Source organism: Klebsiella sp. CN_Kp106 (assembly GCF_040064575.1).
In the GTDB taxonomy this organism is placed as follows: Bacteria; Pseudomonadota; Gammaproteobacteria; order Enterobacterales; family Enterobacteriaceae; genus Klebsiella; species Klebsiella michiganensis.
In genome coordinates, this window is record NZ_JBEAIG010000071.1 from 158,801 (window position 1) to 183,820 (window position 25,020).

General features: G+C 57.0%; 26 protein-coding genes. 10 read left to right on the forward strand and 16 right to left on the reverse strand.

What is annotated here, in order from left to right; all coding sequences use genetic code 11:
• Nucleotides 1-35 precede the first annotated feature (35 nt).
• Nucleotides 36-788 (forward strand): zinc ABC transporter ATP-binding protein ZnuC, encoded by a 753-nt coding sequence (gene znuC / locus ABLU96_RS27505; RefSeq protein WP_014229853.1) that lies wholly within the window; start codon nt 36-38, stop codon nt 786-788.
• Nucleotides 788-1,573: a zinc ABC transporter permease subunit ZnuB gene (gene znuB / locus ABLU96_RS27510; protein WP_014229854.1), complete on the forward strand. Its 786-nt coding sequence runs from the start codon at nt 788-790 to the stop codon at nt 1,571-1,573. The genes znuC and znuB overlap by 1 nt, the downstream gene beginning before the upstream one ends.
• 208 nt (nt 1,574-1,781) lie before the next feature.
• On the opposite strand, the gene ruvB is transcribed toward znuB, so the two are convergent.
• The 6 genes from ruvB to aspS all read right to left on the reverse strand — a co-directional run bounded on the left by ruvB (nt 1,782) and on the right by aspS (nt 7,056).
• Complete coding sequence (gene ruvB, locus ABLU96_RS27515) at nt 1,782-2,792, reverse strand: Holliday junction branch migration DNA helicase RuvB (protein WP_004852130.1); 1,011 nt, start codon at nt 2,790-2,792, stop codon at nt 1,782-1,784.
• A gap of 8 nt (nt 2,793-2,800) precedes the next feature.
• The gene (ruvA, locus tag ABLU96_RS27520) at nt 2,801-3,412 is read right to left on the reverse strand and encodes a Holliday junction branch migration protein RuvA (RefSeq protein WP_004103390.1); all 612 of its coding nucleotides are present in this window, start codon (nt 3,410-3,412) and stop codon (nt 2,801-2,803) included.
• An 81-nt stretch (nt 3,413-3,493) separates the two neighbouring features.
• Complete coding sequence (gene ruvC, locus ABLU96_RS27525; RefSeq protein ID WP_014229855.1) at nt 3,494-4,015, reverse strand: crossover junction endodeoxyribonuclease RuvC; 522 nt, start codon at nt 4,013-4,015, stop codon at nt 3,494-3,496.
• Nucleotides 4,016-4,052: 37 nt separating this feature from the next.
• On the reverse strand, nt 4,053-4,793 hold the full coding sequence (locus ABLU96_RS27530; protein WP_004122063.1) for a YebC/PmpR family DNA-binding transcriptional regulator: 741 nt from the start codon (nt 4,791-4,793) through the stop codon (nt 4,053-4,055).
• A gap of 30 nt (nt 4,794-4,823) precedes the next feature.
• Nucleotides 4,824-5,267, reverse strand: a complete 444-nt coding sequence (gene nudB / locus ABLU96_RS27535) for a dihydroneopterin triphosphate diphosphatase (RefSeq protein WP_004852138.1) — start codon at nt 5,265-5,267, stop codon at nt 4,824-4,826.
• 1 nt (nt 5,268) lies between these two features.
• On the reverse strand, nt 5,269-7,056 hold the full coding sequence (gene aspS / locus ABLU96_RS27540; RefSeq protein ID WP_047723535.1) for an aspartate--tRNA ligase: 1,788 nt from the start codon (nt 7,054-7,056) through the stop codon (nt 5,269-5,271).
• A gap of 268 nt (nt 7,057-7,324) precedes the next feature.
• On the opposite strand from aspS, the gene ABLU96_RS27545 reads away from it, so the two are divergent.
• Genes ABLU96_RS27545 through cmoB form a run of 5 tightly spaced genes read left to right on the forward strand, consistent with a single transcriptional unit; the run spans nt 7,325 to nt 10,957 of the window.
• Entirely contained in the window at nt 7,325-7,891 is a 567-nt protein-coding gene (locus tag ABLU96_RS27545; RefSeq protein ID WP_046878055.1) for a hydrolase, read from the forward strand.
• Entirely contained in the window at nt 7,888-8,706 is an 819-nt protein-coding gene (locus ABLU96_RS27550; protein WP_014229856.1) for a DUF72 domain-containing protein, read from the forward strand. Before ABLU96_RS27545 ends, ABLU96_RS27550 begins: the two co-directional genes overlap by 4 nt.
• 53 nt (nt 8,707-8,759) lie before the next feature.
• Nucleotides 8,760-9,155 carry an MAPEG family protein gene (locus ABLU96_RS27555; protein WP_025106117.1) on the forward strand — a complete coding sequence of 132 codons (396 nt, stop codon included), beginning with the start codon at nt 8,760-8,762 and terminating at the stop codon, nt 9,153-9,155.
• Nucleotides 9,156-9,194: 39 nt separating this feature from the next.
• Entirely contained in the window at nt 9,195-9,938 is a 744-nt protein-coding gene (cmoA, locus tag ABLU96_RS27560) for a carboxy-S-adenosyl-L-methionine synthase CmoA (protein ID WP_009652021.1), read from the forward strand.
• A complete protein-coding gene (gene cmoB, locus ABLU96_RS27565) occupies nt 9,935-10,957 on the forward strand; it encodes a tRNA 5-methoxyuridine(34)/uridine 5-oxyacetic acid(34) synthase CmoB (protein ID WP_004852151.1) in 1,023 nt (340 codons plus the stop codon). Before cmoA ends, cmoB begins: the two co-directional genes overlap by 4 nt.
• 223 nt (nt 10,958-11,180) lie before the next feature.
• On the opposite strand, the gene cutC is transcribed toward cmoB, so the two are convergent.
• Nucleotides 11,181-11,924: a copper homeostasis protein CutC gene (gene cutC / locus ABLU96_RS27570; protein ID WP_049069085.1), complete on the reverse strand. Its 744-nt coding sequence runs from the start codon at nt 11,922-11,924 to the stop codon at nt 11,181-11,183.
• A 76-nt stretch (nt 11,925-12,000) separates the two neighbouring features.
• Nucleotides 12,001-12,570 (reverse strand): VOC family protein, encoded by a 570-nt coding sequence (locus ABLU96_RS27575; protein WP_014838837.1) that lies wholly within the window; start codon nt 12,568-12,570, stop codon nt 12,001-12,003.
• Nucleotides 12,571-12,799: 229 nt separating this feature from the next.
• On the opposite strand from ABLU96_RS27575, the gene argS reads away from it, so the two are divergent.
• A complete protein-coding gene (gene argS, locus ABLU96_RS27580) occupies nt 12,800-14,533 on the forward strand; it encodes an arginine--tRNA ligase (protein ID WP_025106115.1) in 1,734 nt (577 codons plus the stop codon).
• A gap of 120 nt (nt 14,534-14,653) precedes the next feature.
• Here the strand turns inward: argS and ABLU96_RS27585 are convergent, their stop codons facing one another.
• Both ABLU96_RS27585 and ABLU96_RS27590 read right to left on the reverse strand, forming a co-directional pair.
• Nucleotides 14,654-15,793 (reverse strand): glycoside hydrolase family 105 protein, encoded by a 1,140-nt coding sequence (locus ABLU96_RS27585; RefSeq protein WP_014229860.1) that lies wholly within the window; start codon nt 15,791-15,793, stop codon nt 14,654-14,656.
• A 4-nt stretch (nt 15,794-15,797) separates the two neighbouring features.
• Nucleotides 15,798-17,381, reverse strand: coding sequence for an MFS transporter (locus ABLU96_RS27590; RefSeq protein WP_009652039.1), 1,584 nt, complete (start codon nt 17,379-17,381; stop codon nt 15,798-15,800).
• Between the two features lie 75 nt (nt 17,382-17,456).
• Between ABLU96_RS27590 and ABLU96_RS27595 the strand changes: the two genes are divergently transcribed.
• Nucleotides 17,457-17,615 carry a hypothetical protein gene (locus ABLU96_RS27595; RefSeq protein ID WP_157835615.1) on the forward strand — a complete coding sequence of 53 codons (159 nt, stop codon included), beginning with the start codon at nt 17,457-17,459 and terminating at the stop codon, nt 17,613-17,615.
• A 128-nt stretch (nt 17,616-17,743) separates the two neighbouring features.
• Nucleotides 17,744-18,172, forward strand: a complete 429-nt coding sequence (gene uspC / locus ABLU96_RS27600; RefSeq protein WP_004852164.1) for a universal stress protein UspC — start codon at nt 17,744-17,746, stop codon at nt 18,170-18,172.
• Nucleotides 18,173-18,198: 26 nt separating this feature from the next.
• Here uspC and otsA read toward each other — a convergent pair whose 3' ends face one another.
• The 6 genes from otsA to ABLU96_RS27630 form a co-directional block, all read right to left on the reverse strand.
• The gene (otsA, locus tag ABLU96_RS27605) at nt 18,199-19,623 is read right to left on the reverse strand and encodes an alpha,alpha-trehalose-phosphate synthase (RefSeq protein ID WP_014229861.1); all 1,425 of its coding nucleotides are present in this window, start codon (nt 19,621-19,623) and stop codon (nt 18,199-18,201) included.
• On the reverse strand, nt 19,598-20,401 hold the full coding sequence (otsB, locus tag ABLU96_RS27610; RefSeq protein ID WP_348863049.1) for a trehalose-phosphatase: 804 nt from the start codon (nt 20,399-20,401) through the stop codon (nt 19,598-19,600). Before otsB ends, otsA begins: the two co-directional genes overlap by 26 nt.
• 158 nt (nt 20,402-20,559) lie before the next feature.
• On the reverse strand, nt 20,560-21,540 hold the full coding sequence (gene araH / locus ABLU96_RS27615; protein ID WP_025106114.1) for an L-arabinose ABC transporter permease AraH: 981 nt from the start codon (nt 21,538-21,540) through the stop codon (nt 20,560-20,562).
• Between the two features lie 14 nt (nt 21,541-21,554).
• Nucleotides 21,555-23,069 (reverse strand): L-arabinose ABC transporter ATP-binding protein AraG, encoded by a 1,515-nt coding sequence (araG, locus tag ABLU96_RS27620; protein WP_025106113.1) that lies wholly within the window; start codon nt 23,067-23,069, stop codon nt 21,555-21,557.
• 62 nt (nt 23,070-23,131) lie between these two features.
• Complete coding sequence (locus ABLU96_RS27625; RefSeq protein ID WP_004852174.1) at nt 23,132-24,112, reverse strand: arabinose ABC transporter substrate-binding protein; 981 nt, start codon at nt 24,110-24,112, stop codon at nt 23,132-23,134.
• 288 nt (nt 24,113-24,400) lie between these two features.
• On the reverse strand, nt 24,401-24,958 hold the full coding sequence (locus tag ABLU96_RS27630; RefSeq protein WP_032693589.1) for a DJ-1/PfpI family protein: 558 nt from the start codon (nt 24,956-24,958) through the stop codon (nt 24,401-24,403).
• Nucleotides 24,959-25,020 lie beyond the last annotated feature (62 nt).

The window sequence follows — 25,020 nt, forward strand, 5'->3', positions numbered from 1 at the left end:
TAACATTCACTGGCTTGTGCAACCTCTAATTTGATATGACAAATCTTGTAACTCTGGAAAACGTCGCGGTCGTTTATGGCCAAAGGCGCGTGCTGTCTGACATTTCGCTAACGCTAAAGCCGGGCAAAATTTTAACCTTACTGGGGCCGAACGGCGCCGGTAAATCGACCCTCGTGAGAGTGGTTCTGGGGCTGGTAGCACCCTCGGAAGGGATTATCAAACGCGACGGGCATCTGCGGATCGGCTATGTGCCGCAAAAGTTGCACCTTGATGCTACCCTGCCGCTGACCGTCAGCCGCTTTATGCTTTTACGTCCGGGAACGCACAAACGCGACATTCTGCCAGCGCTTAAGCGCGTGCAGGCCGGGCATCTGATCGACGCCCCTATGCAGAAGCTTTCCGGCGGAGAAACCCAGCGGGTACTGCTGGCGCGGGCGCTGCTCAATCAGCCGCAGCTGCTGGTGCTCGACGAGCCGACGCAGGGCGTTGACGTCAACGGCCAGGTGGCGCTTTACGATCTGATTAACCAGCTGCGCCAGGAGCTTGATTGCGCCGTACTGATGGTTTCTCATGACCTGCATCTGGTAATGGCCAAAACCGACGAAGTGCTGTGCCTGAATCAGCATATTTGCTGCTCCGGCGCGCCGGAAGTGGTCTCTATGCACCCGGAATTTATCTCGATGTTCGGCCAGCGCGGCGCGGAACAGCTAGGGATCTATCGCCATCATCATAACCACCGCCACGACCTGCAGGGGCGGATTGTACTGCGTCGGGGAAATGACCGTTAATGATTGAATTACTGCTCCCCGGCTGGCTGGCCGGAATGATGCTCGCCTGTGCGGCGGGTCCGCTGGGATCGTTCGTCGTCTGGCGCCGGATGTCCTACTTCGGCGATACCCTGGCCCACGCCTCTCTGCTCGGCGTGGCTTTTGGTTTACTGCTCAACGTCAATCCATTCTATGCGGTCATCGCGGTGACGCTGCTGCTGGCGGGCGGCCTGGTGTGGCTGGAGAAACGCCCCCACCTGGCGGTAGACACGCTACTCGGCATCATGGCGCACAGCGCGCTGTCGCTGGGCCTGGTGGTGGTCAGCCTGATGTCAAACGTGCGCGTCGATCTGATGGCCTATCTGTTCGGCGATCTGCTGGCGGTGACGCCGGAAGATTTGATCTCCATTGCGATTGGCGTGGTTATCGTGCTGGCGATCCTGCTCTGGCAATGGCGCAACCTGCTGTCGATGACCATTAGCCCGGACCTGGCGTTTGTTGATGGCGTTAAGCTTCAGCGGGTCAAGCTGCTATTGATGCTGGTGACCGCGCTGACCATCGGCGTGGCGATGAAGTTCGTCGGGGCGCTGATTATCACGTCGCTGTTGATTATTCCCGCCGCAACGGCCCGCCGCTTTGCCCGTACGCCGGAGCAAATGGCGGGAGTGGCGGTTGGCGTGGGAATGATTGCGGTTACCGGAGGATTGACCTTCTCGGCGTTCTACGACACGCCGGCGGGGCCTTCCGTGGTGCTGTGCGCCGCGCTGCTGTTTATTTTCAGCATGAGCAAGAAACCGGCCGCCTGACGCTTATGCGCCCGCGTCAGCCGTCATCAAAACTCTGCAGACGGCTATGGACTCATGGCCGTCTGCAGACGTTGTAGCCCGGCTAAGGCGTTCACGCCGCAAGCCGGGACATCAAACCGCAATACCGCTTCAGCTATTTCCCCGGCTTGCGCTCCGCTTAGCCGGGCTACTGGTCTCTGCGGTCTGCCGTTTTATAGCCGGACAACGATTACGGCATTTCCGGCGGCGTAATGCCGAAGTGGGTCCAGGCCCGTACCGTCGCCATTCGCCCGCGCGGCGTACGCTGTAAAAAGCCCTGCTGGATCAGATACGGCTCCAGCACGTCTTCAATGGTTTCCCGCTCTTCACCGATGGCCGCCGCCAGGTTATCCAGGCCGACCGGCCCGCCAAAGAATTTATCGATGACCGCCAGCAGCAGCTTACGGTCCATATAATCAAAGCCTTCCGCATCCACGTTGAGCATATCCAGCGCCTGAGCGGCAATCTCCTCAGAGATACGCCCGTCGTAGCGAACCTCGGCAAAGTCACGCACCCTGCGCAGCAGGCGGTTGGCGATTCGCGGCGTACCGCGCGCGCGGCGCGCGACCTCCAGAGCCCCCTCTTCGCTCATCTCCAGTCCCATATAGCGGGCGCTGCGGCTGACAATATGCTGCAGGTCCGGGATCTGGTAGAACTCCAGGCGCTGAACGATGCCAAAACGGTCGCGCAGCGGTGATGTCAGCGAGCCGGCGCGAGTCGTCGCGCCAATCAGGGTAAACGGCGGCAGATCGATTTTTATCGAACGCGCCGCGGGCCCTTCGCCAATCATGATATCCAGCTGATAATCTTCCATTGCCGGATACAGGACTTCTTCGACCACCGGCGACAGGCGGTGGATCTCGTCGATAAACAGAACGTCGTGGGGCTCAAGATTGGTCAGCATCGCCGCCAGATCGCCCGCCTTCTCCAGCACCGGGCCGGAGGTGGTGCGCAGATTAACGCCCATCTCGTTAGCGACGATGTTTGCCAGGGTGGTTTTCCCCAGCCCCGGCGGGCCAAAAATCAGCAGGTGATCGAGCGCGTCGCCGCGCAGCTTCGCCGCCTGGATAAAGATCTCCATTTGCGAACGGACGTGCGGCTGGCCCACGTACTCTTGCAGCAATTTAGGACGAATTGCGCGATCGGCCGCCTCTTCAAAACCGCTGCTGTCCGCCGATACCAGCCTGTCTGCTTCAATCATCCCTTACCTCACAACGCGGCGCGGAGCGCTTCGCGAATTAGCGTTTCACTGTTGGCATCCGGGCGTACGATTTTGCTGACCATCCGGCTGGCCTCCTGAGGTTTATAGCCCAGCGCCACCAGCGCGGCAACCGCTTCCTGTTCAGCATCATCGTCAGACGGGCCGGCCGGCGACGTCAGGACCAGATCCGCTGCCGGCGTGAACAGATCGCCGTGCAGTCCTTTGAAGCGGTCTTTCATCTCGACAATCAGACGTTCCGCGGTTTTCTTGCCGATACCCGGCAGCTTCACCAGCGCCGCCAGCTCCTCGCGCTCAACGGCATTGACAAACTGCTGCGCCGACATACCGGAAAGGATCGCCAGCGCCAGCTTCGGACCGACGCCGTTGGTTTTAATCAGCTCTTTAAACAGCGTGCGCTCCTGCTTGTTGTTAAAGCCATACAGCAGCTGTGCATCTTCACGGACGATAAAGTGGGTGAAAATGATCGCCTCTTTACCCACGTCCGGCAGCTCATAGAAGCAGGTCATCGGCAGATGAACCTCATAGCCTACGCCTCCCGTTTCAAGTAAAACCAGCGGGGGTTGTTTTTCGAGAATGATGCCTCTGAGTCTGCCTATCACATGGAGCTCCTGGATTAAGGGCCGAAAGTCTAATGCGGTATCATAAAAAAAGGCTGGATAGATATCCAGCCTGATTTCAGGTTATCGTAAGCGTCCGCGCGCCAGGTTCAGGCGGCTTTCGCCGATCTGAGCCGCGTTCTGGCTGACGTGGCAATGGGTGATGGCGATGGCTAAAGCATCTGCCGCATCCGCCTGCGGGTTAGCCGGCAGCTTAAGCAACGTGCGCACCATGTGCTGCACCTGGCTCTTTTCCGCGCTGCCGATGCCGACAACGGTCTGCTTTACCTGCCTGGCGGCGTACTCAAAGACCGGTAGGTCCTGATTCGTCGCCGCGACAATCGCCACGCCGCGCGCCTGGCCGAGCTTCAGCGCCGAGTCGGCGTTCTTTGCCATAAACACTTGTTCGATGGCGAAGTAGTCCGGCTGGAACTGGGTGATAATTTCCGTCACGCCCGCATAGATAAGCTTCAGGCGAGACGGTAAATCATCCACTTTCGTGCGAATACAGCCGCTGCCGAGGTAGCTCAGCTGGCGTCCAACCTGGCGGATGACGCCATAACCAGTGACGCGCGACCCCGGGTCAATGCCGAGAATAATGGCCATCACGCGCCTCCGGTTAGTGGTTTAACGGTCGGCAACATTAGAGCGTTGCGGCGACCTCATCAGAGATCTCGCCGTTGTGATAAACTTCCTGCACATCGTCGCAATCTTCCAGCATATCGATCAGACGCAGCAGTTTCGGCGCAGTTTCAGCGTCCATATCCGCTTTGGTTGACGGGATCATCGAGACTTCAGCGGCGTCCGCTTTCAGGCCGGCGGCTTCCAGCGCATCGCGTACCGCGCCCATCTCTTCCCAGGCGGTATAAACGTCAATCGCGCCGTCGTCATAGGTCACAACGTCTTCCGCGCCCGCTTCCAGCGCCGCTTCCATAATCGCATCTTCGTCGCCTTTCTCGAAGGAGATAACGCCTTTTTTGCTGAACAGGTAGGAAACGGAACCGTCGGTCCCCAGGTTACCGCCGGTTTTGGTGAAGGCATGACGTACTTCCGCCACGGTACGGTTGCGGTTGTCGGACAGACATTCAACCATTACCGCCGTGCCGCCAGGACCGTAACCTTCATAGATGATGGTTTCCATGTTCGCATCATCATCGCCGCCGACGCCGCGCGCGATAGCGCGGTTCAGGGTGTCGCGGGTCATGTTGTTGCTCAGCGCTTTGTCGATTGCCGCGCGCAGACGCGGGTTAGAGCCCGCATCGCCGCCGCCCAGACGCGCGGCGGTGACCAGCTCGCGAATAATTTTCGTAAAGATCTTACCGCGCTTGGCATCCTGTGCCGCTTTGCGGTGCTTGGTGTTGGCCCATTTACTATGACCTGCCATAAAAAACTCTCCAAAAAAAAGCGCGCCCTTTCAGGCGGCGTTAATTACAAATTCTTCAATCGCCTGCCGGTTGCTCCAGGACTTGGTCAACGTGGCGGCTTCCGCCGCGTCAACCCAGCGATAGTCCAGATGTTCCGTAAAGACAATCTGGCGTTCATGGGGGAGCGCAAGACGGAACCAAAACTCCGTATTGCGCTCAACGCCCGGCGCATAGCGATGACGTAAATGAGAAAATATCTCGAATTCTACCGTACGCTGACAATCAACCAAAGCCAGCTGCTCGCAGGCAACATCGATGGCGACCTCTTCCATAACTTCACGCGCGGCAGCCTGCGGCGCGGTTTCTCCCTCTTCCAGGCTGCCGGTAACCGACTGCCAGAACGCGGGATCGTCGCGCCGCTGCAACATCAGCACCCGCTTCGTATCTTCGGCGTAAATCACCACCAGTACGGAAACGGGGAGCTTGAATGACATCTTACTTATTCTCCAGAGACTCTTTTGCCTCTTTCGCCACCACCTGAATACCGAGTTCGCTCAACGATGCCGGGTTAGCGAAGCTTGGCGCTTCAGTCATCAGGCAAGCGGCTGCGGTCGTTTTCGGGAAGGCGATAACGTCACGGATATTATCGGTACCGGTCAGCAGCATGGTCAAACGGTCGAGGCCAAAAGCCAGGCCCGCGTGCGGCGGGGTACCGTATTTCAGCGCGTCCAGCAGGAAGCCAAACTTCTCGCGCTGCTCCTGCTCGTTAATGCCCAGGATGCCGAACACGGTCTGCTGCATCTCACCGCTGTGAATACGCACGGAACCGCCGCCCACTTCATAGCCGTTGATGACCATATCGTAGGCGTTGGCCACCGCGTCTTCCGGCGCGGTTTTCAGCTCGGCGGCGGACATGTCTTTCGGCGAGGTGAACGGATGGTGCATCGCGGTCAGGCCGCCTTCGCCGTCGTCTTCAAACATCGGGAAGTCGATAACCCACAGCGGCGCCCATTTGTCTTCGTCGGTCAGGTTCAGGTCTTTGCCCAGCTTCAGACGCAGCGCGCCCAGCGCGTCGGCGACCACTTTTTTGTTATCCGCGCCGAAGAAGATCATATCGCCATCCTGCGCGCCGGTGCGCTCAAGGATCGCTTCAACGATGTCGGCGTTAAGGAATTTAGCCACCGGGCTGTTGATGCCTTCAAGGCCTTTCGCCCGCTCGGTTACTTTAATATAGGCCAGCCCTTTCGCGCCGTAGATCTGGACAAACTTACCGTATTCGTCGATTTGCTTACGGGTCAGCGCAGCGCCGCCCGGTACGCGCAGCGCGGCAACGCGCCCTTTGGCGTCGTTAGCCGGGCCGGCGAAGACGGCGAATTCCACCGCTTTCACCAGATCGGCGACGTCCACCAGCTCCATCGGGTTACGCAGGTCTGGTTTGTCAGAACCGTAGCGGCGCTCGGCTTCGGCGAAGGTCATAATCGGGAAATCGCCCAGATCCACGCCCTTCACTTCCTGCCACAGGTTACGCACCAGCGCTTCCATGACTTCGCGCACCTGCCCGGCGGTCATGAAGGAGGTTTCCACATCGATCTGGGTAAATTCCGGCTGACGGTCGGCACGCAGGTCTTCGTCGCGGAAGCATTTAACGATCTGATAGTAGCGGTCAAAACCGGACATCATCAGCAGCTGCTTGAACAGCTGTGGAGACTGCGGCAGCGCGTAGAATTTCCCTTTATGCACGCGGGATGGGACCAGGTAGTCGCGCGCGCCTTCCGGCGTGGCTTTGGTCAGCATCGGCGTTTCGATGTCGAGGAAACCGTGGTCATCCATAAAGCGGCGCACCAGGCTGGTGATTTTCGCACGGGTCTTCAGGCGCTGCGCCATTTCCGGACGACGCAGGTCCAGGTAGCGATATTTCAGACGCGCTTCTTCGGTATTGACGTGGTTGGAGTCCAGCGGCAGCGCTTCAGCGCGGTTGATAATCGTCAGATCCGATGCCAGCACTTCGATGGCGCCGGTGGCCATATCGCTATTGATGTTTTTTTCGTCACGCGCGCGCACGGTACCGGTGACCTGGATGCAGAACTCATTACGCAGTTCAGAGGCCAGCTTTAATGCGTCGGCACGATCCGGATCGAAAAACACCTGTACGATGCCTTCGCGGTCACGCATATCGATAAAGATAAGGCTACCGAGATCACGACGACGGTTGACCCAACCACACAGAGTCACTTGCTGCCCTACGTGGGACAGACGAAGCTGCCCGCAATATTCTGTACGCATGAGATATCCCTTAACTTAGCCGCAGGCGGATTGTTGCCTGTCTTGCAGGCGACGAGGTCGCAGCTTTAGCTGATGTCACAACTGAATGAAAAAAGGCGGCTATTATACTGGAAATTATGGCGCACGATAAGCCCGGCGCAGCGCGCAGCGTTGCTTTGCTGCGCGCTTATTGCTTGTACTCACAAAAATTAACAAAATTTGTTACCCTCGGGCGAGATCGGCAACGGTATTGTAGCGACCTGACAACAGAAGAAGATACGGGGATATCATGTTAGAACTCAATGCAAAAAAAACCGCGCTGGTGGTTATAGACCTGCAGGAAGGCATTTTACCGTTTGCCGGCGGCCCGCATCGGGCTGACGACGTGGTTGAGCGCGCCGCGAGTCTGGCCAAAAAGTGCCGCCAGCAGGGTTCCCCGGTGGTCATGGTTCGCGTTGGCTGGTCGGCGGATTTCGCCGAAGCGCTGAAGCAGCCGGTCGATGCCCAGGCAGGCGCCCATACGCTACCGGAAAACTGGTGGACCTATCCGCTGGCGCTGGGAAAACAGGAGAGCGACATCGAAGTCACCAAACGCCAGTGGGGAGCCTTTTACGGCACCGACCTGGAGCTGCAGCTTCGCCGTCGCGGTATCGATACGATTATCCTGTGCGGTATCTCAACCAATATCGGCGTCGAATCGACGGCGCGCAACGCCTGGGAGCTGGGCTTCAATCTGATTCTCGTTGAAGACGCCTGCAGCGCAGCAACGGCTGAACAGCATCAGGGCAGCATGACGCACATCTTCCCGCGTATTGCCCGCGTGCGCAGTACCGAGGAGGTACTTGCCGCGTTATGATCTATATTGGGCTTCCCCAATGGGCGCACCCGAAGTGGGTGCGCCTGGGTATCACCAGCCTTGAAGAGTATGCCCGCCATTTTAACTGCGTGGAGGGCAACACGACCCTGTACGCTTTACCAAAAGCTGAGATTGTCAGCCGCTGGTATGAACAAACCCACGATGATTTTCGCTTTTGCTTCAAGTTTCCGGCCACCATTTCGCACCAGGCATCGCTGCGCAACTGCGACGACTTAAGCCACGAGTTTTTCACCCGCCTGGCGCCGCTGTCATCGCGCATTGGCCAATACTGGCTGCAGCTGCCGGCCACGTTCGGCCCTCGGGATCTTCCCGCGCTCTGGCAGTTCCTTGACAGCCTGCCGCGCGAATTCAGCTACGGCGTTGAGGTAAGGCATCCGGAGTTTTTCGCCAAAGAGGAAGCGGAACAGCAGCTCAATCGCGGGCTGCATCAGCGAAACGTCAACCGCGTGATCCTGGATAGCCGTCCGGTTCATAGCGCCGTCGCCCGCAGCCCGGCGATGCTCGACGCGCAAAGAAAGAAGCCAAAAGTTCCCGTCCATGCGCTGGTGACGGCCCACCATCCGATGGTGCGTTTTATCGGCAGCGATGACATGGCGCAAAATCGTGAGCTGTTTAGCGTGTGGTTACGCACGCTGCCAAAATGGGCGCAGACAACCACGCCGTACCTGTTCCTCCATACCCCGGATATCGCCCAGGCGCCGGAACTGGTCGACACCCTGTGGAGCGATCTGCGCGCCGCCCTACCGGAAATAGGGGCGGCACCTTCAATTCCGCAGCAAACCTCTCTTTTCTGATATCCTGCTATCCTCAATTGAGCCACCGGAAGCGATAAAAGGGAGTTTTGAGTATGGTCAGCGCGCTGTATGCGGTTTTAGGTGCGTTATTGCTTATTAAGTTTTCCTGGGACGTTGTACGACTGAGGACGCAATATCGCGTTGGCTACGGCGACGGCGGTTTTAGCGAACTGCAGGTTGCTATACGCGTGCACGGGAACGCGGTGGAATATATTCCCATTGGCCTGATTCTGCTGCTGTTTATGGAAATGAACGGCGCGCAGACCTGGATGGTCCACGTCTGCGGTATTTTACTGATCGCCGGGCGCCTGATGCACTCCTATGGCTTTCATCATCGTCTTTACCGCTGGCGTCGTTCCGGCATGAGCGCGACGTGGTGTTCGTTGTTGCTGATGGTGCTGGCGAACTTCTGGTATATGCCCTGGGAGTTGGTTTTCTCCGTCCGTTAGCGCACAATACGCCGTTTTCGATTTTTCGGGTTTAACGTTATGTCTCACCGCGATACGCTTTTTTCCGCGCCGATTGCCAGCCTCGGCGACTGGACCTTTGATGAACGGGTTGCTGAAGTCTTCCCGGATATGATCCAGCGCTCTGTTCCCGGCTATTCCAATATCATTTCCATGATCGGCATGCTGGCGGAACGTTTCGTTCAGCCGGATACCCAGGTTTACGATCTCGGCTGCTCGCTTGGCGCAGCCACGCTGTCCGTGCGCCGCAATATTGCGCATGCCGGCTGCAAAATCATCGCCGTTGATAATTCGCCGGCCATGGTCGAACGCTGCCGTCGCCATATTGACGCCTATAAGGCGCCGACGCCGGTCGAAGTGATTGAAGGCGATATTCGCCACGTCACGATAGAAAACGCCTCGATGGTGGTGCTGAACTTCACCATCCAGTTTCTCGAACCGGGCGAACGCCAGGCCATTCTTGATAAGGTCTATCAGGGACTCAATCCGGGCGGCGCGCTGGTGCTGTCGGAAAAATTCAGCTTCGAAGATGACAACGTCGGCGAACTGCTGTTCAACATGCATCATGATTTCAAACGCGCCAACGGCTATAGCGAGCTGGAAATCAGCCAAAAGCGCAGCATGCTGGAAAACGTGATGCTCACCGATTCCGTGGAAACCCACAAAGCGCGCCTGCGCAAGGCCGGTTTCGAACATGCCGAACTGTGGTTCCAGTGCTTTAACTTCGGATCGTTAATCGCCGTAAAATCCGGGGACCAGGCATGATTGATTTCAGCAACTTTTATCAGTTGATTGCCAAAAGCCCGCTGTCGCACTGGCTGGAGACGCTGCCCGCCCAGGTGGCGGCCTGGCAGCGTGACGCGCTGCACGGGAAATACCGGGAATGGGAGCGGGCCGTCGAGTTTCTGCCCGAGTTTTCGCCCTACCGACTGGATCTGCTGCACAGCGTCACCGCGGAGAGCGAAACGCCGCTGGGCGACGGTCAGCGTCTGCGGATTGAAAACCTGCTGAAGAATCTGATGCCGTGGCGTAAAGGGCCCTGGTCGCTTTACGGCGTGAATATCGACACCGAATGGCGTTCCGACTGGAAGTGGGAACGCGTACTGCCGCACCTTTCCGACCTCACCGGACGTACCATCCTTGATGTCGGCTGCGGCAGCGGATACCACATGTGGCGGATGATTGGCGCCGGGGCTCGTCTGGCGGTAGGCATCGATCCCACCCAGCTGTTCCTTTGCCAGTTTGAAGCGGTGCGAAAACTGTTGGGCAACGATCAGCGCGCGCATCTGCTGCCGCTGGGCATTGAGCAGCTTCCGGCGCTGAACGCCTTTGATACCGTCTTTTCGATGGGCGTGCTGTACCACCGCCGCTCCCCGCTCGATCACCTGTGGCAGCTCAAAGATCAGCTGGTTCCCGGCGGCGAACTGGTGCTGGAGACGCTGGTCGTCGAGGGCGATGAAAATACCGTGCTGGTGCCGGGCGATCGCTATGCGCAGATGCGCAACGTCTACTTTATCCCTTCTGCCGCCGCGCTAAAGCAGTGGCTGGAGAAATGCGGGTTTATCGATGTACGCATCGTCGACGCGTGCGTGACGTCCACCGAAGAGCAGCGCCGCACCGAGTGGATGACCACCGAGTCGCTGGCCGACTTCCTCGATCCGCAGGACAGCAGCAAAACCCGCGAAGGCTACCCTGCCCCGCTGCGCGCGGTGCTTATTGCCACCAAACCGGAAACAGAACAGTCCCTGGCGGCGAAAAAGCGGGCCGACAAGCAGCCTGGTTAACGCGTTTTCAGGATAAAAAAAGGCCCCTGTTTAATGGGCAGGGGCCTGGTACGGGCAATCATCATATTGGGCGACATGATGTGCAGCAAAAAACGGTTTATCCCCGTCATACTTCAAGTTGCATGTGCGTTGGCTTTCCTCGCTCACCCCAGTCACTTACTTGAGTAAGTTCCTGTGGATCCCCTGCGTCGCCGCCTTCTCGCAACTCGAATTATTTAGGGTTTTAATCTCTCTGTGCGGAAATAATCTTCTTCATTTCCGCTACCGCTTCGCCATTGACGGCGTAGCGTAAGTATTCATCTGCTTCGGCATCCGTAGACATCGACAGTCCTGGATTGCGAAAGCGCATCGGGGACGGTAACCACTGGCCTGCCGAGGTATGCACCTCTTTTACCCCTGCCTGCAAAAATAGCGGCAGGTTGGCGGCGCGGACGCCTGCACCGGCCATAATAATAGGAGTATCGCTTTGGGAAATAAGTTCCCTGATTAATGAAATTCCTTTTTCGGCTGAAGACTGCTGGCCCGAAGTCAGGATACGCTGAACGCCGAGTTCAGCCAGCTCAGCGCTGGCCTGGCGCGGGTCGGCGCACATATCAAAGGCCCGATGAAAGGTGACGGCCAGGGTTCCCGCCGCCGCCATTATTTTTTTCATTCGCGCCCTATCCACCCGACCGTCGGCGTCCAGAACGCCGATCACCATGCCGGGAAAACCGAGATCCTTCACCGCGGCCACATCATCAAGCATCGCGGCAAATTCGCCGGCGGTATAGCAAAAATCACCGCCGCGCGGGCGAATAATTGGATGAACGGGAATGGTCACCGCTTCACGCACCGATTTCAGTACCCCCAGCGAAGGCGTCAGCCCTCCCTCCTGCGGCGCGGCGCATAGCTCGATGCGATCGGCGCCCCGGCGCTGGGCCTCCAGCGCGCACTCCATGCTGTAACAACAGACTTCCAGTAAGGTCATTCTTCTCTCCGTCGATAGGGCAGGCACTACAGAATGTCACGATTTCTTCCGGCAGACGCCGCGTCGATTCACACTGTTATCGTTCAGCGTGTTCGCTGGCGACAATTTGCTCAATCGACCACGGGTGAAATTTGATCGTCACTTTGCCATCCGTTACCGCCAGGGTCGGATTCGGTAAACGCTCACGCTCTCCTTTCGGCGCACTGGTCTTCACAAAAATGCCCGGCTGGCCCAGCCCTTCATCGGAAAGCAGCGCCAGCGCGCGGGTATTGAGCGTTTCAGGATCGCCCGGCAGAACGATTTCAATATGCTCCCAGCCTTCATGCGGATAGCGCTTTTCGCCCGGCCACGGCAGTTCAACGATGCTAAAACGCCAGTGCGCCACGACCACCGGCTCATCCAGCCTGAACAGGCAGATGGGTCGACCGTTAATGACATTTTCCGACAGCAGAGTAGCGCATTGTTCAAAGCCGCGACGCCAGCGCTCCGCCGTAGCGTTCTGGTGACAGCGCAGGGAAATATGGTCGGCGTCATGGGGCGTAATATCGAGACCGAGCCGGTGAGCAAGCGCGTTCAGCGCCTCGGTAAAGCGCGGCAGGTCCGCGGAAATATCGTTCAGTTCATCTATCTGCTGCCAGTTCGCCATCGTAAGCCTCGGTACTCGCTAAAAAGCGCTAATCTATCGCGTTTTCCGCGACCGACCAACCGGCAATCGCCGGCAGCGTCCCGCGAACGGTTATTCGTTGAGCGCGAGGCTCAGCAACCTCCGCGCGGTGCTGACGCGTGGGTGCAAATGCAGTATACTCCTGCCCTAATTTGTCCACATTCCCGCGCCGCCCCATCAGGGTGACGGCGTGTTAACGTAAGGTGTTTCGGTGAATATTCAGGCTCTTCTCTCAGAAAAAGTCAGTCAGGCCCTGATCGCGGCAGGCGCGTCTGCCGATTGCGAACCTCAGGTCCGCCAGTCAGCAAAAGTCCAGTTCGGCGACTATCAGGCCAACGGCGTGATGGCCGTTGCCAAAAAACTGGGCATGGCGCCGCGACAACTTGCAGAGCAGGTACTGTCTCATCTCGATCTGAGCGGGATTGCCAATAAGGTAGAGATCGCCGGCCCTGGCTTTATTAATATTTTCCTCGATCCGGCCTTCCTCGCGGAAAACGTCAGCAGCGCGCTGAAATCGGAACGTCTGGGCGTGGCTCAGCCGCAGGCGCAGACGGTGGTCGTCGATTACTCCGCGCCGAACGTGGCGAAAGAGATGCACGTAGGCCATCTGCGCTCCACCATTATTGGCGACGCCGCGGTGCGTACGCTGGAGTTTCTCGGCCATAAAGTGATCCGCGCTAACCACGTGGGCGACTGGGGCACCCAGTTCGGCATGCTCATCGCGTACCTGGAAAAACAGCAGCAGGAAAACGCCGGTGAAATGGCGCTGGCCGACCTCGAAGGTTTCTATCGCGAAGCGAAAAAACACTACGATGAAGATGAAGCCTTCGCCGAGCGCGCGCGCAGCTATGTCGTTAAGCTGCAGGGCGGCGACGAGTACTTCCGCGAAATGTGGCGCAAGCTGGTCGACATCACCATGTCGCAAAACCAGTTAACCTATAACCGCCTCAACGTTACCCTGACCCGCGACGACGTGATGGGTGAAAGCCTCTATAACCCGATGCTGCCGGGTATCGTTGCCGATCTGAAAGCCAAAGGTCTGGCGGTAGAAAGCGAAGGCGCGACCGTGGTGTTCCTTGATGAGTACAAAAACAAGGAAGGCGAACCGATGGGCGTTATCATCCAGAAGAAGGATGGCGGCTATCTCTACACCACCACCGATATCGCCTGCGCAAAATACCGCTACGAAAATTTGCATGCTGACCGCGTGCTTTACTACATCGACTCTCGCCAGCACCAGCACCTGATGCAGGCGTGGACCATCGTGCGTAAAGCCGGCTACGTGCCGGATTCCGTCCCGCTGGAGCACCACATGTTCGGCATGATGCTCGGCAAAGATGGCAAACCGTTTAAAACCCGCGCCGGCGGTACCGTGAAGCTCGCCGACCTGCTGGACGAAGCGCTGGAGCGCGCACGCCGTCTGGTGGCGGAGAAAAACCCGGAGATGCCCGCCGATGAGCTGGAAAAACTGGCGAACGCGGTCGGGATCGGCGCGGTGAAATATGCCGACTTGTCTAAAAACCGCACCACCGACTACATCTTTGACTGGGACAACATGCTGGCCTTTGAGGGCAATACCGCGCCTTATATGCAGTATGCCTATACCCGCGTGCTCTCCGTGTTCCGCAAAGCGGATATCGATGAAAGCGCGCTGGCGGCGGCGCCGGTGGTCATCACCGAAGAGCGCGAAGCCCAGCTGGCAGCCCGTCTGCTGCAGTTTGAAGAAACCCTGACGGTCGTCGCGCGTGAAGGCACGCCGCACGTGATGTGTTCTTACCTGTACGATCTGGCGGGTCTGTTCTCCGGCTTCTACGAGCACTGCCCGATCCTGAGCGCCGAAAGCGAAGAGACGCGCAACAGCCGCCTGAAGCTGGCGCTGCTGACGGCGAAAACGCTGAAGCTGGGTCTGGATACCCTGGGTATCGAAACCGTAGAACGGATGTAAAACCAAACCCGGCGAAAGCCGGGTTTGGTTTATAACGCCTGATGGCGCCACGCTCATCAGACCTGCAGCATCATTGTATCCCCGGTAAGCGTAAGCGCCACCGGGGAAATTCCGCCCTTCTCAGAAATACTTCCGCAGATACTCCGTCAGGCACAGGATCGCCATCGCCTGGCCATACGGCATCGACGTCAGCGGAATGTCGCGATAAAAATCCAGATTCGAACCCATGCCGGTACCGAACGACGTTTGCAGCAGCTCCCCTTGCGCTGAGATATTCTGCACGATGCCGCGAATCGCTTTTTCCGCAACCTCCGCATACGCCTGGCTCACGTAGCGCTTGCGCACCGCTTTGAGGATCCCATAAGCAAAACCGGCGGTCGCCGACGCTTCCAGATAGGAGTCAGGATCGTCAAGCAGCGTATGCCACAGGCCGCTATCGTCCTGACAGCGGGCCAGCGCCGCAATCTGCGCATTCAGCACCTGCACCAGATAACGCCGTACCGCGCTGTTCTCGGGTAAATCCACCAGCTCCAGGAAATCCGGAATAACGATAGTCAGCCAGCTATTGCCGCGGGCCCAGCGAGCGTGGGCGAAATTATGCCGCCCCTCGTAGCTCCAGCCGTGAAACCACAGGCCGGTCTCACGGTCCATCAGATTCTGCACGTGCAGCAGAAACTGATATACCGCCTCCTCTACGTATTGCGGACGATTAAGCAACTTGCCGATTTTCGCCAGCGGCAGAACCGTCATCATCAGCGTGTCGTCCCACATCTGCTGATGATTCTCTTCCGCCAGGGTGATGTGCTGCATGCCGCCAGACTCAGTGCGCGGCATTTCGTTCATCGCCCACTCCGCCCAGCTATCGAGCCAGGGCAGATACGCGGGGTTGCCCGTCTCTTCGTAGCGGTAAGCCAGGGTGAGAAACGGCGCCATGGTGTTGACGTTTTTGGTGGTCGCGCCTTCGGCAAAGCGGTCGGCAAACCAGCCATCAATAATGTCGCGCATCGCCGTATCGCCGGTCTGCTGGTAATACTGATAAATACCGTACAGGCCGACGCCGTGAGTCCACTCCCAGCCGTTCCACCCTTTGGTGTCGATAACGCGTCCGTCGTCCAGCCGCAGTAAAAATTGCCCGCTTTCGTCCTTAATGTTGACCAGATTGTGCGTCACCTTCTGAATCAGCGCCTGCAGTTCATTGCGGGCGATAAAACGCTCCGGCTGGCGCAGTAGTGGGCTATGTTTGACAGGCCAAACTTTCATATCCTTAACCTCTGTTATATGTCGAATTCATGGCTGAACGCGGCTTCAGCGCTGGCGCGGCGGGTTTATTCCGATTCAGATAACCAATATTGTTGTTTCCCCACAGGGCGTCGTACGGCATCCCGGCCAGCATCTCCACCACCTCACGATCCCCGGCGCTGGCCAGTTCTGGCTGAGCGCGACCGGATTCACGCATTTTCAGCGTTTCCGCGCGCAGGACGCTGTGGGTTTGCAGATTGAGCTTAAAGCGCAGGGAAACGAGGAAACCGCAGGCCAGCACCAGTAAGGTGCCCACGCTGAGGATCAGCAGAATGGTATGGCTCACTTCATAGGGCTGCGTTTTCTGTCCGGAGACAAAGCCCGACATCTGCATGATGATCCCCACCAGCATCACCGCTCCGGCCTGGGAAGCTTTACGCGTCAGGGTCATGATCCCGGCAAAGATGCCTTCGCGGCGCTGGCCGGTGATCACTTCGTCCACGTCGGCAATATAGGTGTAGGTGTTCCACGGAACGTAGTTGATGCCGCCGCGGCCCAGGCCCGCCACTGCGGATATCAGCAGCAGCAGCGAATAGACATCGCTGAGGCCAGCGTAGTACAGCACCGCGTAAGAGAGCGAACTCAGGCCGAACAGCACCACCACCATGCGATACGATGGCGCCGGCCCGAAGCGAATACACAGCGGGATCATGGCGATAACCGCAATAAACTGGAAGATCGCCATGGTTCCGAGCAGGTTAGAAGCCATTGAGGCTTCCTGCATCAGGACAAACACCACATAGTAGGTAAAGACCGCATTGAAGACATCCTGGGCGATATAGCCGCCCAGATACATCCCCAGATGCTGACGGAAAATTTTAATGCGCAGGGTCGAACTTAACTCAATGAACAGGCGGTTAAGACTCTGCGACAGGCTCAGGTTCTGTTTCTCCTCTTCGGCGCGCAGCGCGGCCTCCGTCCACTCTTCACGCGGGCGTTCCCAGGTAAAGAACCAGACGAAGGTCAGCATCATGGCGCACAGCACCGAGAACACCAGGCTGGCATAGAAGAAAGAAACGGCGTTGTCCTTACCAAAGATAGTCAGCAGAACGCCCGGCAGGAAGGAAGCCAGAATCGCCGACATCTGCGCCATAGAAATACGCGCGCCGGAGAATTTGGTTTTCTGTTTAAAATCATCGGTCATTTCCGGTACCAGCGTTTCATACGGCACCAGAATCATGGTGTAGACAATATCAAAAAGAAGATAGGTCAGCAGGTAGTACCAGAACCCCATATCCCCTACCCACATGATGGAGTAGCTAAACACGCAGGGGATGCCGAGCAGGATGAAGAACTTACGCCTGCCAAAACGTTTCCCCAGCCAGGTTGAGCCAAAGTTATCCGTCAGAAAGCCCATCAGCGGACTGATTACCGCATCCAGAACCCTGGCGGTGGCAAAAATAAGCGTCGCCTCGATAGGGGAAAGACCGCAAAAGGTGGTGTAGAAGTAGAGCAGCCATGCTGCTGTGAGTGCGGTCGTTCCCGCACCAAGGAAATCGCCCGATCCATAGGCAAGGTAGTTAACCAAACCGATTTTACGTGTTTTCATCGCCGTAAATCCTGTGTCTTTTTTTAGAGAACTCCGAACCGCGTTTTGGCCCATTCAGCCAAAAGGGGTTGATACATGGCTACATTAAGAACATGGGAACGGCGTTACCTTTTCATTTTTGCCAGCCAAAAGCGTTCAATGGCAAAAACACAAAGAGTCGATGAACGCGCCTCACTGATTTATAAAACAGCGTTTCTTTTAATACAAAAGATCGGACCAAAAGTTGCGAAGTGACCACCAAATGGCGCACGGCGGAGTGAAATCTGGGCGCGTTATTTCGCTGCGGATAAACCTTGCGAAAGCTAAGGAATGGGAGTAAAGACAATAGAAAAGGGTTGTTTCGCGTATCTCAAGGAGGCTTGATGCCCTACTCACATCTGCTGGTCGCCGTGGCGCCAACCCCGGAAAGCCGGGTCCTCATTCAGAAAGCCGTCTCCATCGCCCGTCCGGTCAATGCGAAGGTCAGCCTGATTACCCTGGCAACGGACCCGGAGCTGTATAACCAGTTTGCGGCGCCAATGATGGAAAATTTACGCGAAGTGATGCAGGAGGAGACGCGCGGCTTTCTGGCCGAGCTCGCCCGCCACGCCGACTACCCGATAGAGAAAATGACTATCGCCAGCGGCGGGATTGCCCACCATGTGAAGGATTTTTGCCAGCGGCATCGCGTTGACCTGGTGATTTGCGGCAACCACAACCAGAGCCTGTTCTCTCGCGCTACCTGTTCGGCGAAAGATATCGTGGGCAGCAGCGGCGTTGACGTGCTGCTGGTGTGTCTGGAAAAAGGTTAGCGCCGAAAGCGCTAACCGCGATCATCTCAGGCGAGCTTGGGGAAGGTCGCGACCTTGCGCGCTAAGTGGCTCTCCTCACTTCCTGGCTCAATCTCCTTTAGATCGGCAATAAACCGCTCCTGCCAGCGATGAATATCGTTATCTTTAATCACCGCCAGCATGGCCGAATGGCGGGCAATACGCTCGGCCAGCGGCATGGTTAACGCCTGGTCCAGCGCAGCCGCGACCTCGTCGCGATCGTAAGGATTGACGATTAAGGCCGTCGGCAGCTCGTTCGCCGCGCCGGCAAACTGCGACAGCACCAGCACGCCCGGATTTTGCGGGTCCTGCGCGGCCACATACTCTTTCGCCACCAGATTCATCCCATCGCGCAGCGGCGTAACCAGACCGACGTCCGAGTAGCGGAAGATTTTCATCAGCAGCTTGCGTTCAAAGTGCTGATTCAGGTAATAAAGCGGCGTCCAGCCCAGCTGGCCATATCGGCCATTAATGCGGCCGGCCGCGGTTTCAAGCTGATGACGAATATCCTGGTAGGCCTGAACATCGCCGCGCGACGTCGGCGCAATCTGGGTATAGCGAATCTTGCCATGATGCTGCGGATAGTTCTCCAGCAGCGCCTCGTAGGCCAGAAAACGCTCCGGCAGCCCCTTGGAATAGTCCAGCCGCTCAACGGAAAAGATATTCTGCACGCTTTTCAGTTCGCTCTTCAGCTGCGCCAGCTTCGGCGGCAGCGGCCCTTTTGCGCTCCGCGCAATCTCTTCCGGATCGATACCGATCGGATAGACTTCGGTGTGGAAAGGTTTCCCCCAGGCCACATGCTTTTTGCCGTCGCGCGTCGTCAGGCGAGTCTGCATCGATACGCAATCGAGAAACGCCAGGCGATCGCTCTCGGTCTGGAAACCCAGTAAATCGTAATCGCACAGCTGTTCAAGCAGCTCCGCGTGCGGCGGGAGCGCGTTAAAGACTTCCGGCGTCGGGAACGGAATATGTAAAAAGAAGCCGATGCGATTATTGACCCCGCGCTGGCGCAGTTCGCTGGCCAGCGGCAGCAGGTGGTAATCGTGGATCCAGACGATATCGTCAGGTTCGATCAGCGGCAGCAGTTTATCCGCCAGCGTTGCGTTGACGCGCTGATAGCCTTCCCAGGCTTCACGCTGAAAATCGACCAGATCGAGACGATAGTGGAAGGCGGGCCATAAAACGGCATTGGAAAAGCGGTTGTAATATTCGTCGTGATCCTGCTCGCTAAGGTTAAAGGAAGCCCAGGTGATATTCCCCTGCTTCACTTTTTTTAACGGCTGCTGGTCGTCACCGATTTCCCCACTCCAGCCGAACCACAGTCCTCCGGCTGCTTTTAATGCCCCCATAATCCCCACGGCAAGGCCACCGGCGCTGGCCTTTTTGTCATCCGGCGGGGCAATACGATTAGATACTACGACTAAGCGACTCATAGCCATCTCTCCTGTCGGTTAGCGCATCTGGTTGTTGCCCATGATTCGCGATGTTACTAATCCAAAGATGAACAGCGGCGACATCCGGCAGGCGCCAGTGCGCCTGGGTCTCACCGCCGCCCACTTTGACCGATACGCCACTCAGTTGATTGACGACGCTAAAACCCGCTTCATCGGTTAAGTCATCACCGACAAACACCGGCCTGCGCCCGCTGAATGGAGCTTCCTGCATAAAAGCGGCTATCGCTTCACCTTTATTCACTCCGCGCGGTTTGATCTCCACCACGCACTTACCCGGCTGTAACGCCAGAATGGGATGGCGCTGCACGACGGCCTGCGCCAGCGCGAGCACCGCGTGCTGATGCTCCGGCGCCTGTCGGTAGTGCAGAGCAAAGGCCATCCCCTTACTTTCCAGTTCGCATCCCGGCAAGTCATCCAGCGCCGCGGTCAGTTCCGCAGAGAGCGCCTTCTGGAGAGAATCCGGTAAAGAGACAATATGCGTTTTACCATTGATATCACGGCGTTCAGCCCCGTGGATACCGGCAAGCGGCAGCCGGTAAGGACGGGTAAGCTCATCCAGCTCAACCATTGAGCGCCCTGAAATCAATGCCACCGCGCCGTTGTGCTGCTGCACGAGCTGGCGCAGCGACTGCAAAACATCGGCAGGAATGACCACCTGATCGGGATGGGGTTTGATACCGGCAAGGGTACCGTCGAGGTCAAAGAAAAAAGCGCAGTTTCCGGTTAACGCAGGCGGTACATAAATCTGGTCAGCCACCCTGTTTCCTCCTTATCATGGCCAGCAACATGCTGGGTGTTAAATAATTGTAGCCATGTAAGTATAGACAGTGTGACCAGCCTCGCCATTTTTGATAGTCATTGCCAGCGCAACGAGCGCTGGCAACGGATTAGGATTAAACTGAAAAGTTGGACGAATCAAACGGCTCGTTTCGCTTTCTGTTTGTAGCGGTCGAAGATCACCGCCGCCAGTAAAATCACGCCGCGTACGACATACTGCGAGAATGGCGAGATATTGAGCAGGTTCATCGCATTCTCTACCGTTCCCAGGATCAGGATCCCGGCCACCACGTAGGAGATCTTACCGATCCCGCCTTTCAGCGATACGCCCCCCAGCACGCAGGCCGAGATGACAATCAGCTCATAGCCAATCGAGGTCATCGGCTGTCCGCTGGTCATTCGTGAAGCCAGGATAATGCCTGCCGCCGCGGAAACCAGGCCGGAAAGGACGAAAATGATGATCTTGGTCCGCACTACCGGCACGCCCGCCAGACGCGCCGCTTCTTCGTTACCGCCAATCGCGAGCGTATTGCGGCCAAAGGTGGTTTTATTCAACAACAGGCCGAAGACAATCAGGCAGGCAACGGTCAGCCAGATAGGCGCTGGCAGGCCAAACCAGTTGGCGTAGCCGAGGGTAAAGAAACGCTCGTCTTCAATTCCAACTGCTTTACCGTCAGAGATGATATAGGCCAGACCGCGGACGATCTGCATGGTGGCCAGGGTGGTGATCAGGGCGTTAATCTTCAGGCGGGCAATCACAAAACCATTGACCAGGCCGCTCAGCGCGCCGAGCAGCAGACCGGCGCCGATCCCCACCCACATGCTCTCCGTCAGGTTAATCACCACCGCCGTGGTCACACCGGCACAGGCGATAACCGAGGCGACCGACAGATCGAAATCCCCCGATGCCAGGCAAAACAGCATTCCGCAGGCCACCATTCCGGACATAGAAATAGCCAGCCCCAGGCCTTTCATATTAATAAACGAGGCAAAATTAGGCACAAAAATCACGCAGCCAATAAACAGCACCGCGAAAACAACCAGCATGCCGAACTGATCCCAAATGCGGGAGAAGCTAAAAGCCGACCGGGTAGTACCTGAAGTGGTAACTGATGACATCATAGACTCCTTACTCAGGCGACCGCCTGGCTCACTTTTGGCATGGCAAGGCTCAATGCCTGCTGTTCATTCGCATGTTCATGCAGCAGCTCTCCGGCGATCTCACCCTCGCGCATCACAACAATGCGATCGGCGACGCCGAGAACTTCCGGTAAATCGCTGGAGGCAAAGACCACCGCGACGCCCGATGCCGCTAATGCGTAGATAACGTTGTAGATTTCATGTTTAGCGCCCACGTCAATACCGCGCGTTGGCTCGTCAAGCAGGATGACTTTCATCTCTTCCGACAGCCAGCGGCCGAGGATCGCCTTCTGCTGATTGCCGCCGGAGAGGTTCATAATCAGCTGCTCGGCGCCGGGCGTTTTGATATTCAGCGATTTGATATGCTGGTCGGCGTTCTGCGCTTCCCAGGCGTTGTTGATAACGCAGCCGGCGAGAATATGCTTGCGGCGAGCGCTGATATTGATGTTGTCGCGCACCGAGTGGACCGGAATAATCCCCTCCGCTTTGCGGTCTTCCGGGCAGAGCATCATCCCGGCCTGAATCGCCTGAGCCGGCTTGCGAATATCAATGGCCTCCCCGTCGATATAAACCTGGCCGCCGGTTATTCTGCTGCCGCCGAATAAGCCTTTCATGAGCTCGCTGCGCCCGGCGCCAACCAGCCCAAACAGGCCGACGATTTCTCCGCTGCGCACCGAAAGGCTGACGGGCTGCCGCACGCCTGGCGCCTTCACCTGTTCAAGACGCAAACGCTCTTTGCCATATTCGCGCGGCTGCCAGCCGTAGATATCGCCCAGCTCGCGCCCCACCATCGCCTGTACCAGCGCGTCGTGGTTAACCTCTTGCATATTGTCGAAGGTGCGCACGTAGCGACCATCTTTGAATACCGTAATCGCGTCGCTTAACGCGAAGATCTCTTCCATGCGGTGGGAAACGTAAATAATGACCCGTCCTTCCTGGCGCAGCTCGCGGATAACCCGAAACAGGTTTTCGATTTCCCGCGCAGACAGGGAGCTGGTCGGCTCATCAAAGGCGATAATTTTTGCGTTACGCGCCAGCGCCTTGGCGATCTCCACCATCTGCCACTGGCCGATAGAGAGATACTTGAGCGGCGTTTCCGGATCGATATCCAGCCCCAGATGCTTCAGCTGTAGGCCGGCTTCATAATTCAGCAGCGACCGGTTCACAATCCCGCCTTTATGCGGCAGCTGCCCGAGGTAGATATTTTCCGCCACGGTCATTTCCGGGATCAGATGCAGCTCCTGATAGATAATGGCCACCCCGGCGTTCAGCGCCTCGGTGGTGTGGGTAAACGTCATCTGCTGGCCGCGGATTTGCAGGTTGCCGGCGGTCGGTATGTAGTTGCCGCTGAGAATTTTCAGCAGCGTGGATTTCCCGGCGCCGTTTTCTCCCATCAGGGCGTGCACCTGTCCGGCATAGCAGCCAAAGCTAATATCGGACAGCGCTTTAACGCCCGGGAATGTCATGGTGATGCCGTGGAATGAGAGATAAGGGGTAGACTGTTGCATAACGACTCCGCTTTTCTGTACAGAGCCTCTCGCGCCAAGGCAAGAGGCCCGGTCAACTGGCCTTACAGCCCTTTTTTCGCCAGCTCTTCTTTAAAGTTGTCGCGGGTAATCAGCACCACGTCGGTTACCGCGGTGAATTTCGGCGGTTCAACGTCTTTTGTCACCCAGTTGTAAAGCATTTCGCTGGTTTTATAGCCGTGAATATCCGGGCTTGGCAGTAAAGAGCCATAGAAACCGGTGGCCTGCGCTTTAGAAAGTTCGTTCACCGCATCGACGCCGTTGATACCGATCCCGATAACGTCAGGCGCTTTAAAGCCCTGGCCTTCGGTGGCGCGCACGCCGCCCAGCACGGTGTTGTCGTTCATGCCGACGATCAGCCAGTGCTTAACATTAGGATGTTGAACCAGCATGGAGTTACCGGCGTCAAACGCGCCGGGGATGTCGTTAGATTTGGTTGGCACGCGATAGATTTGTTGCTCCGGGAAACCGGCGGCTTTCAGAGCGTCCATTGAGCCGGTAGTGCGGCGGCGGGCGGTATCCAGCTCGTCGGAAGTAATGGCCATAACCGCGGTATCCTTCACGTCCCAACCGCGTTTCTGCATCTCTTTATAGAGCTCCTGCCCCTGGCGCGCGCCGATTTCGCTGGCCGCCATCATCACCAGCGGTACGCTGTCCATCGGTTTGCCTTTGGCGTTGACGAACTGGTCATCAACGGTAATCACTTTCATATCATAGCCGCGCGCTTTGGCGACAATGGCCGCCCCGAGCTTCGGATCCGGGGTGCAAATGACGAAGCCTTTGGCTCCGCTAGCCGCCAGGCTATCTATCGCGTTCAGGGTTTTCTCGCCGTCGGGCACAGCAATTTTAATGACATCGAAACCTAAATCTTTACCGGCCTTATCGGCAAATTTCCACTCGGTTTGAAACCATGGCTCTTCAGGCTGTTTCACCAGAAAACCCAGCTTAAGCGTCTCAGCCATAGCTGATTGTGACATAACCGCGGCAAGACCGATTGCCGCCAGCGCTTTAGTAAATTTGTGCATGGTAAACTCCAGCTTTAATTCGCTTTTATGTAGGGAATAATAAGTCTTAAATTTTTAATCGGACGAAAAACAAGGCATTAGAAAAATCTCAACGCTGAGTGCCGTTGTTTAAATAGTATTAACCGGAAATTATTTCTCCATACGAGAGCCCAATCACATCGCGGAATTACAGTAATTGCGTGCATATAAACAGCGAAAAATGACATAAAAAAAGCGCTAATTGTCAGACAATTAGCGCAGGCCGTAGCAATATTCTCTATATCATCAGCAGAGTTATCCCTGTAGAGATTACCAGCGACAATAAATGTGCTCCGCATGATTGCGAACGGGCGCCTCATCCCCCAATAAACGGGCGGCTACGGTAAATGAAAAGTCAAAAACGTGTCCCAGGCCTTTACCGCTAATCAAATTACCGTCCTCCACTACCGCCTGGTCCACGTACTCTCCGTCCGTGACGTGCTGCCATAACTCTCCCGAACAGACGTAGCGTCGCCCCTTGAGCAGCCCGTTGCCGCCGAGCACTCTCGCCGCCGCCGAACAGATCGGACAGATCAGCTTTCCCGCGGTATCGTGGGCCGAAATAAACGCCACAACGTCCCGGCTGGCGGCAAGATTGACGCTTCCCTGCGGGCCGCCGGGCAGAACCACCGCGTCGTACAGTATCCCGGCGCGCTCTGTTAGCGTGCTGTCCGCCACCATGGGGATATCGTGATAGCTCACCACCGCGCGCGAATCGGCGCAGGAGAGCAGTTCGACATCGAGGTGTAAGCGGCGAAGAATATCAATCACCACAATCGCTTCACCTTCCTCAAAACCCGGTGCCAGCAGCACCGCAACTTTTTTCATTTCCGACTCCTTCAGATAGCCTGTTAGCAATAATGTGTTTACAAAATCAGCATCTTTTTAAA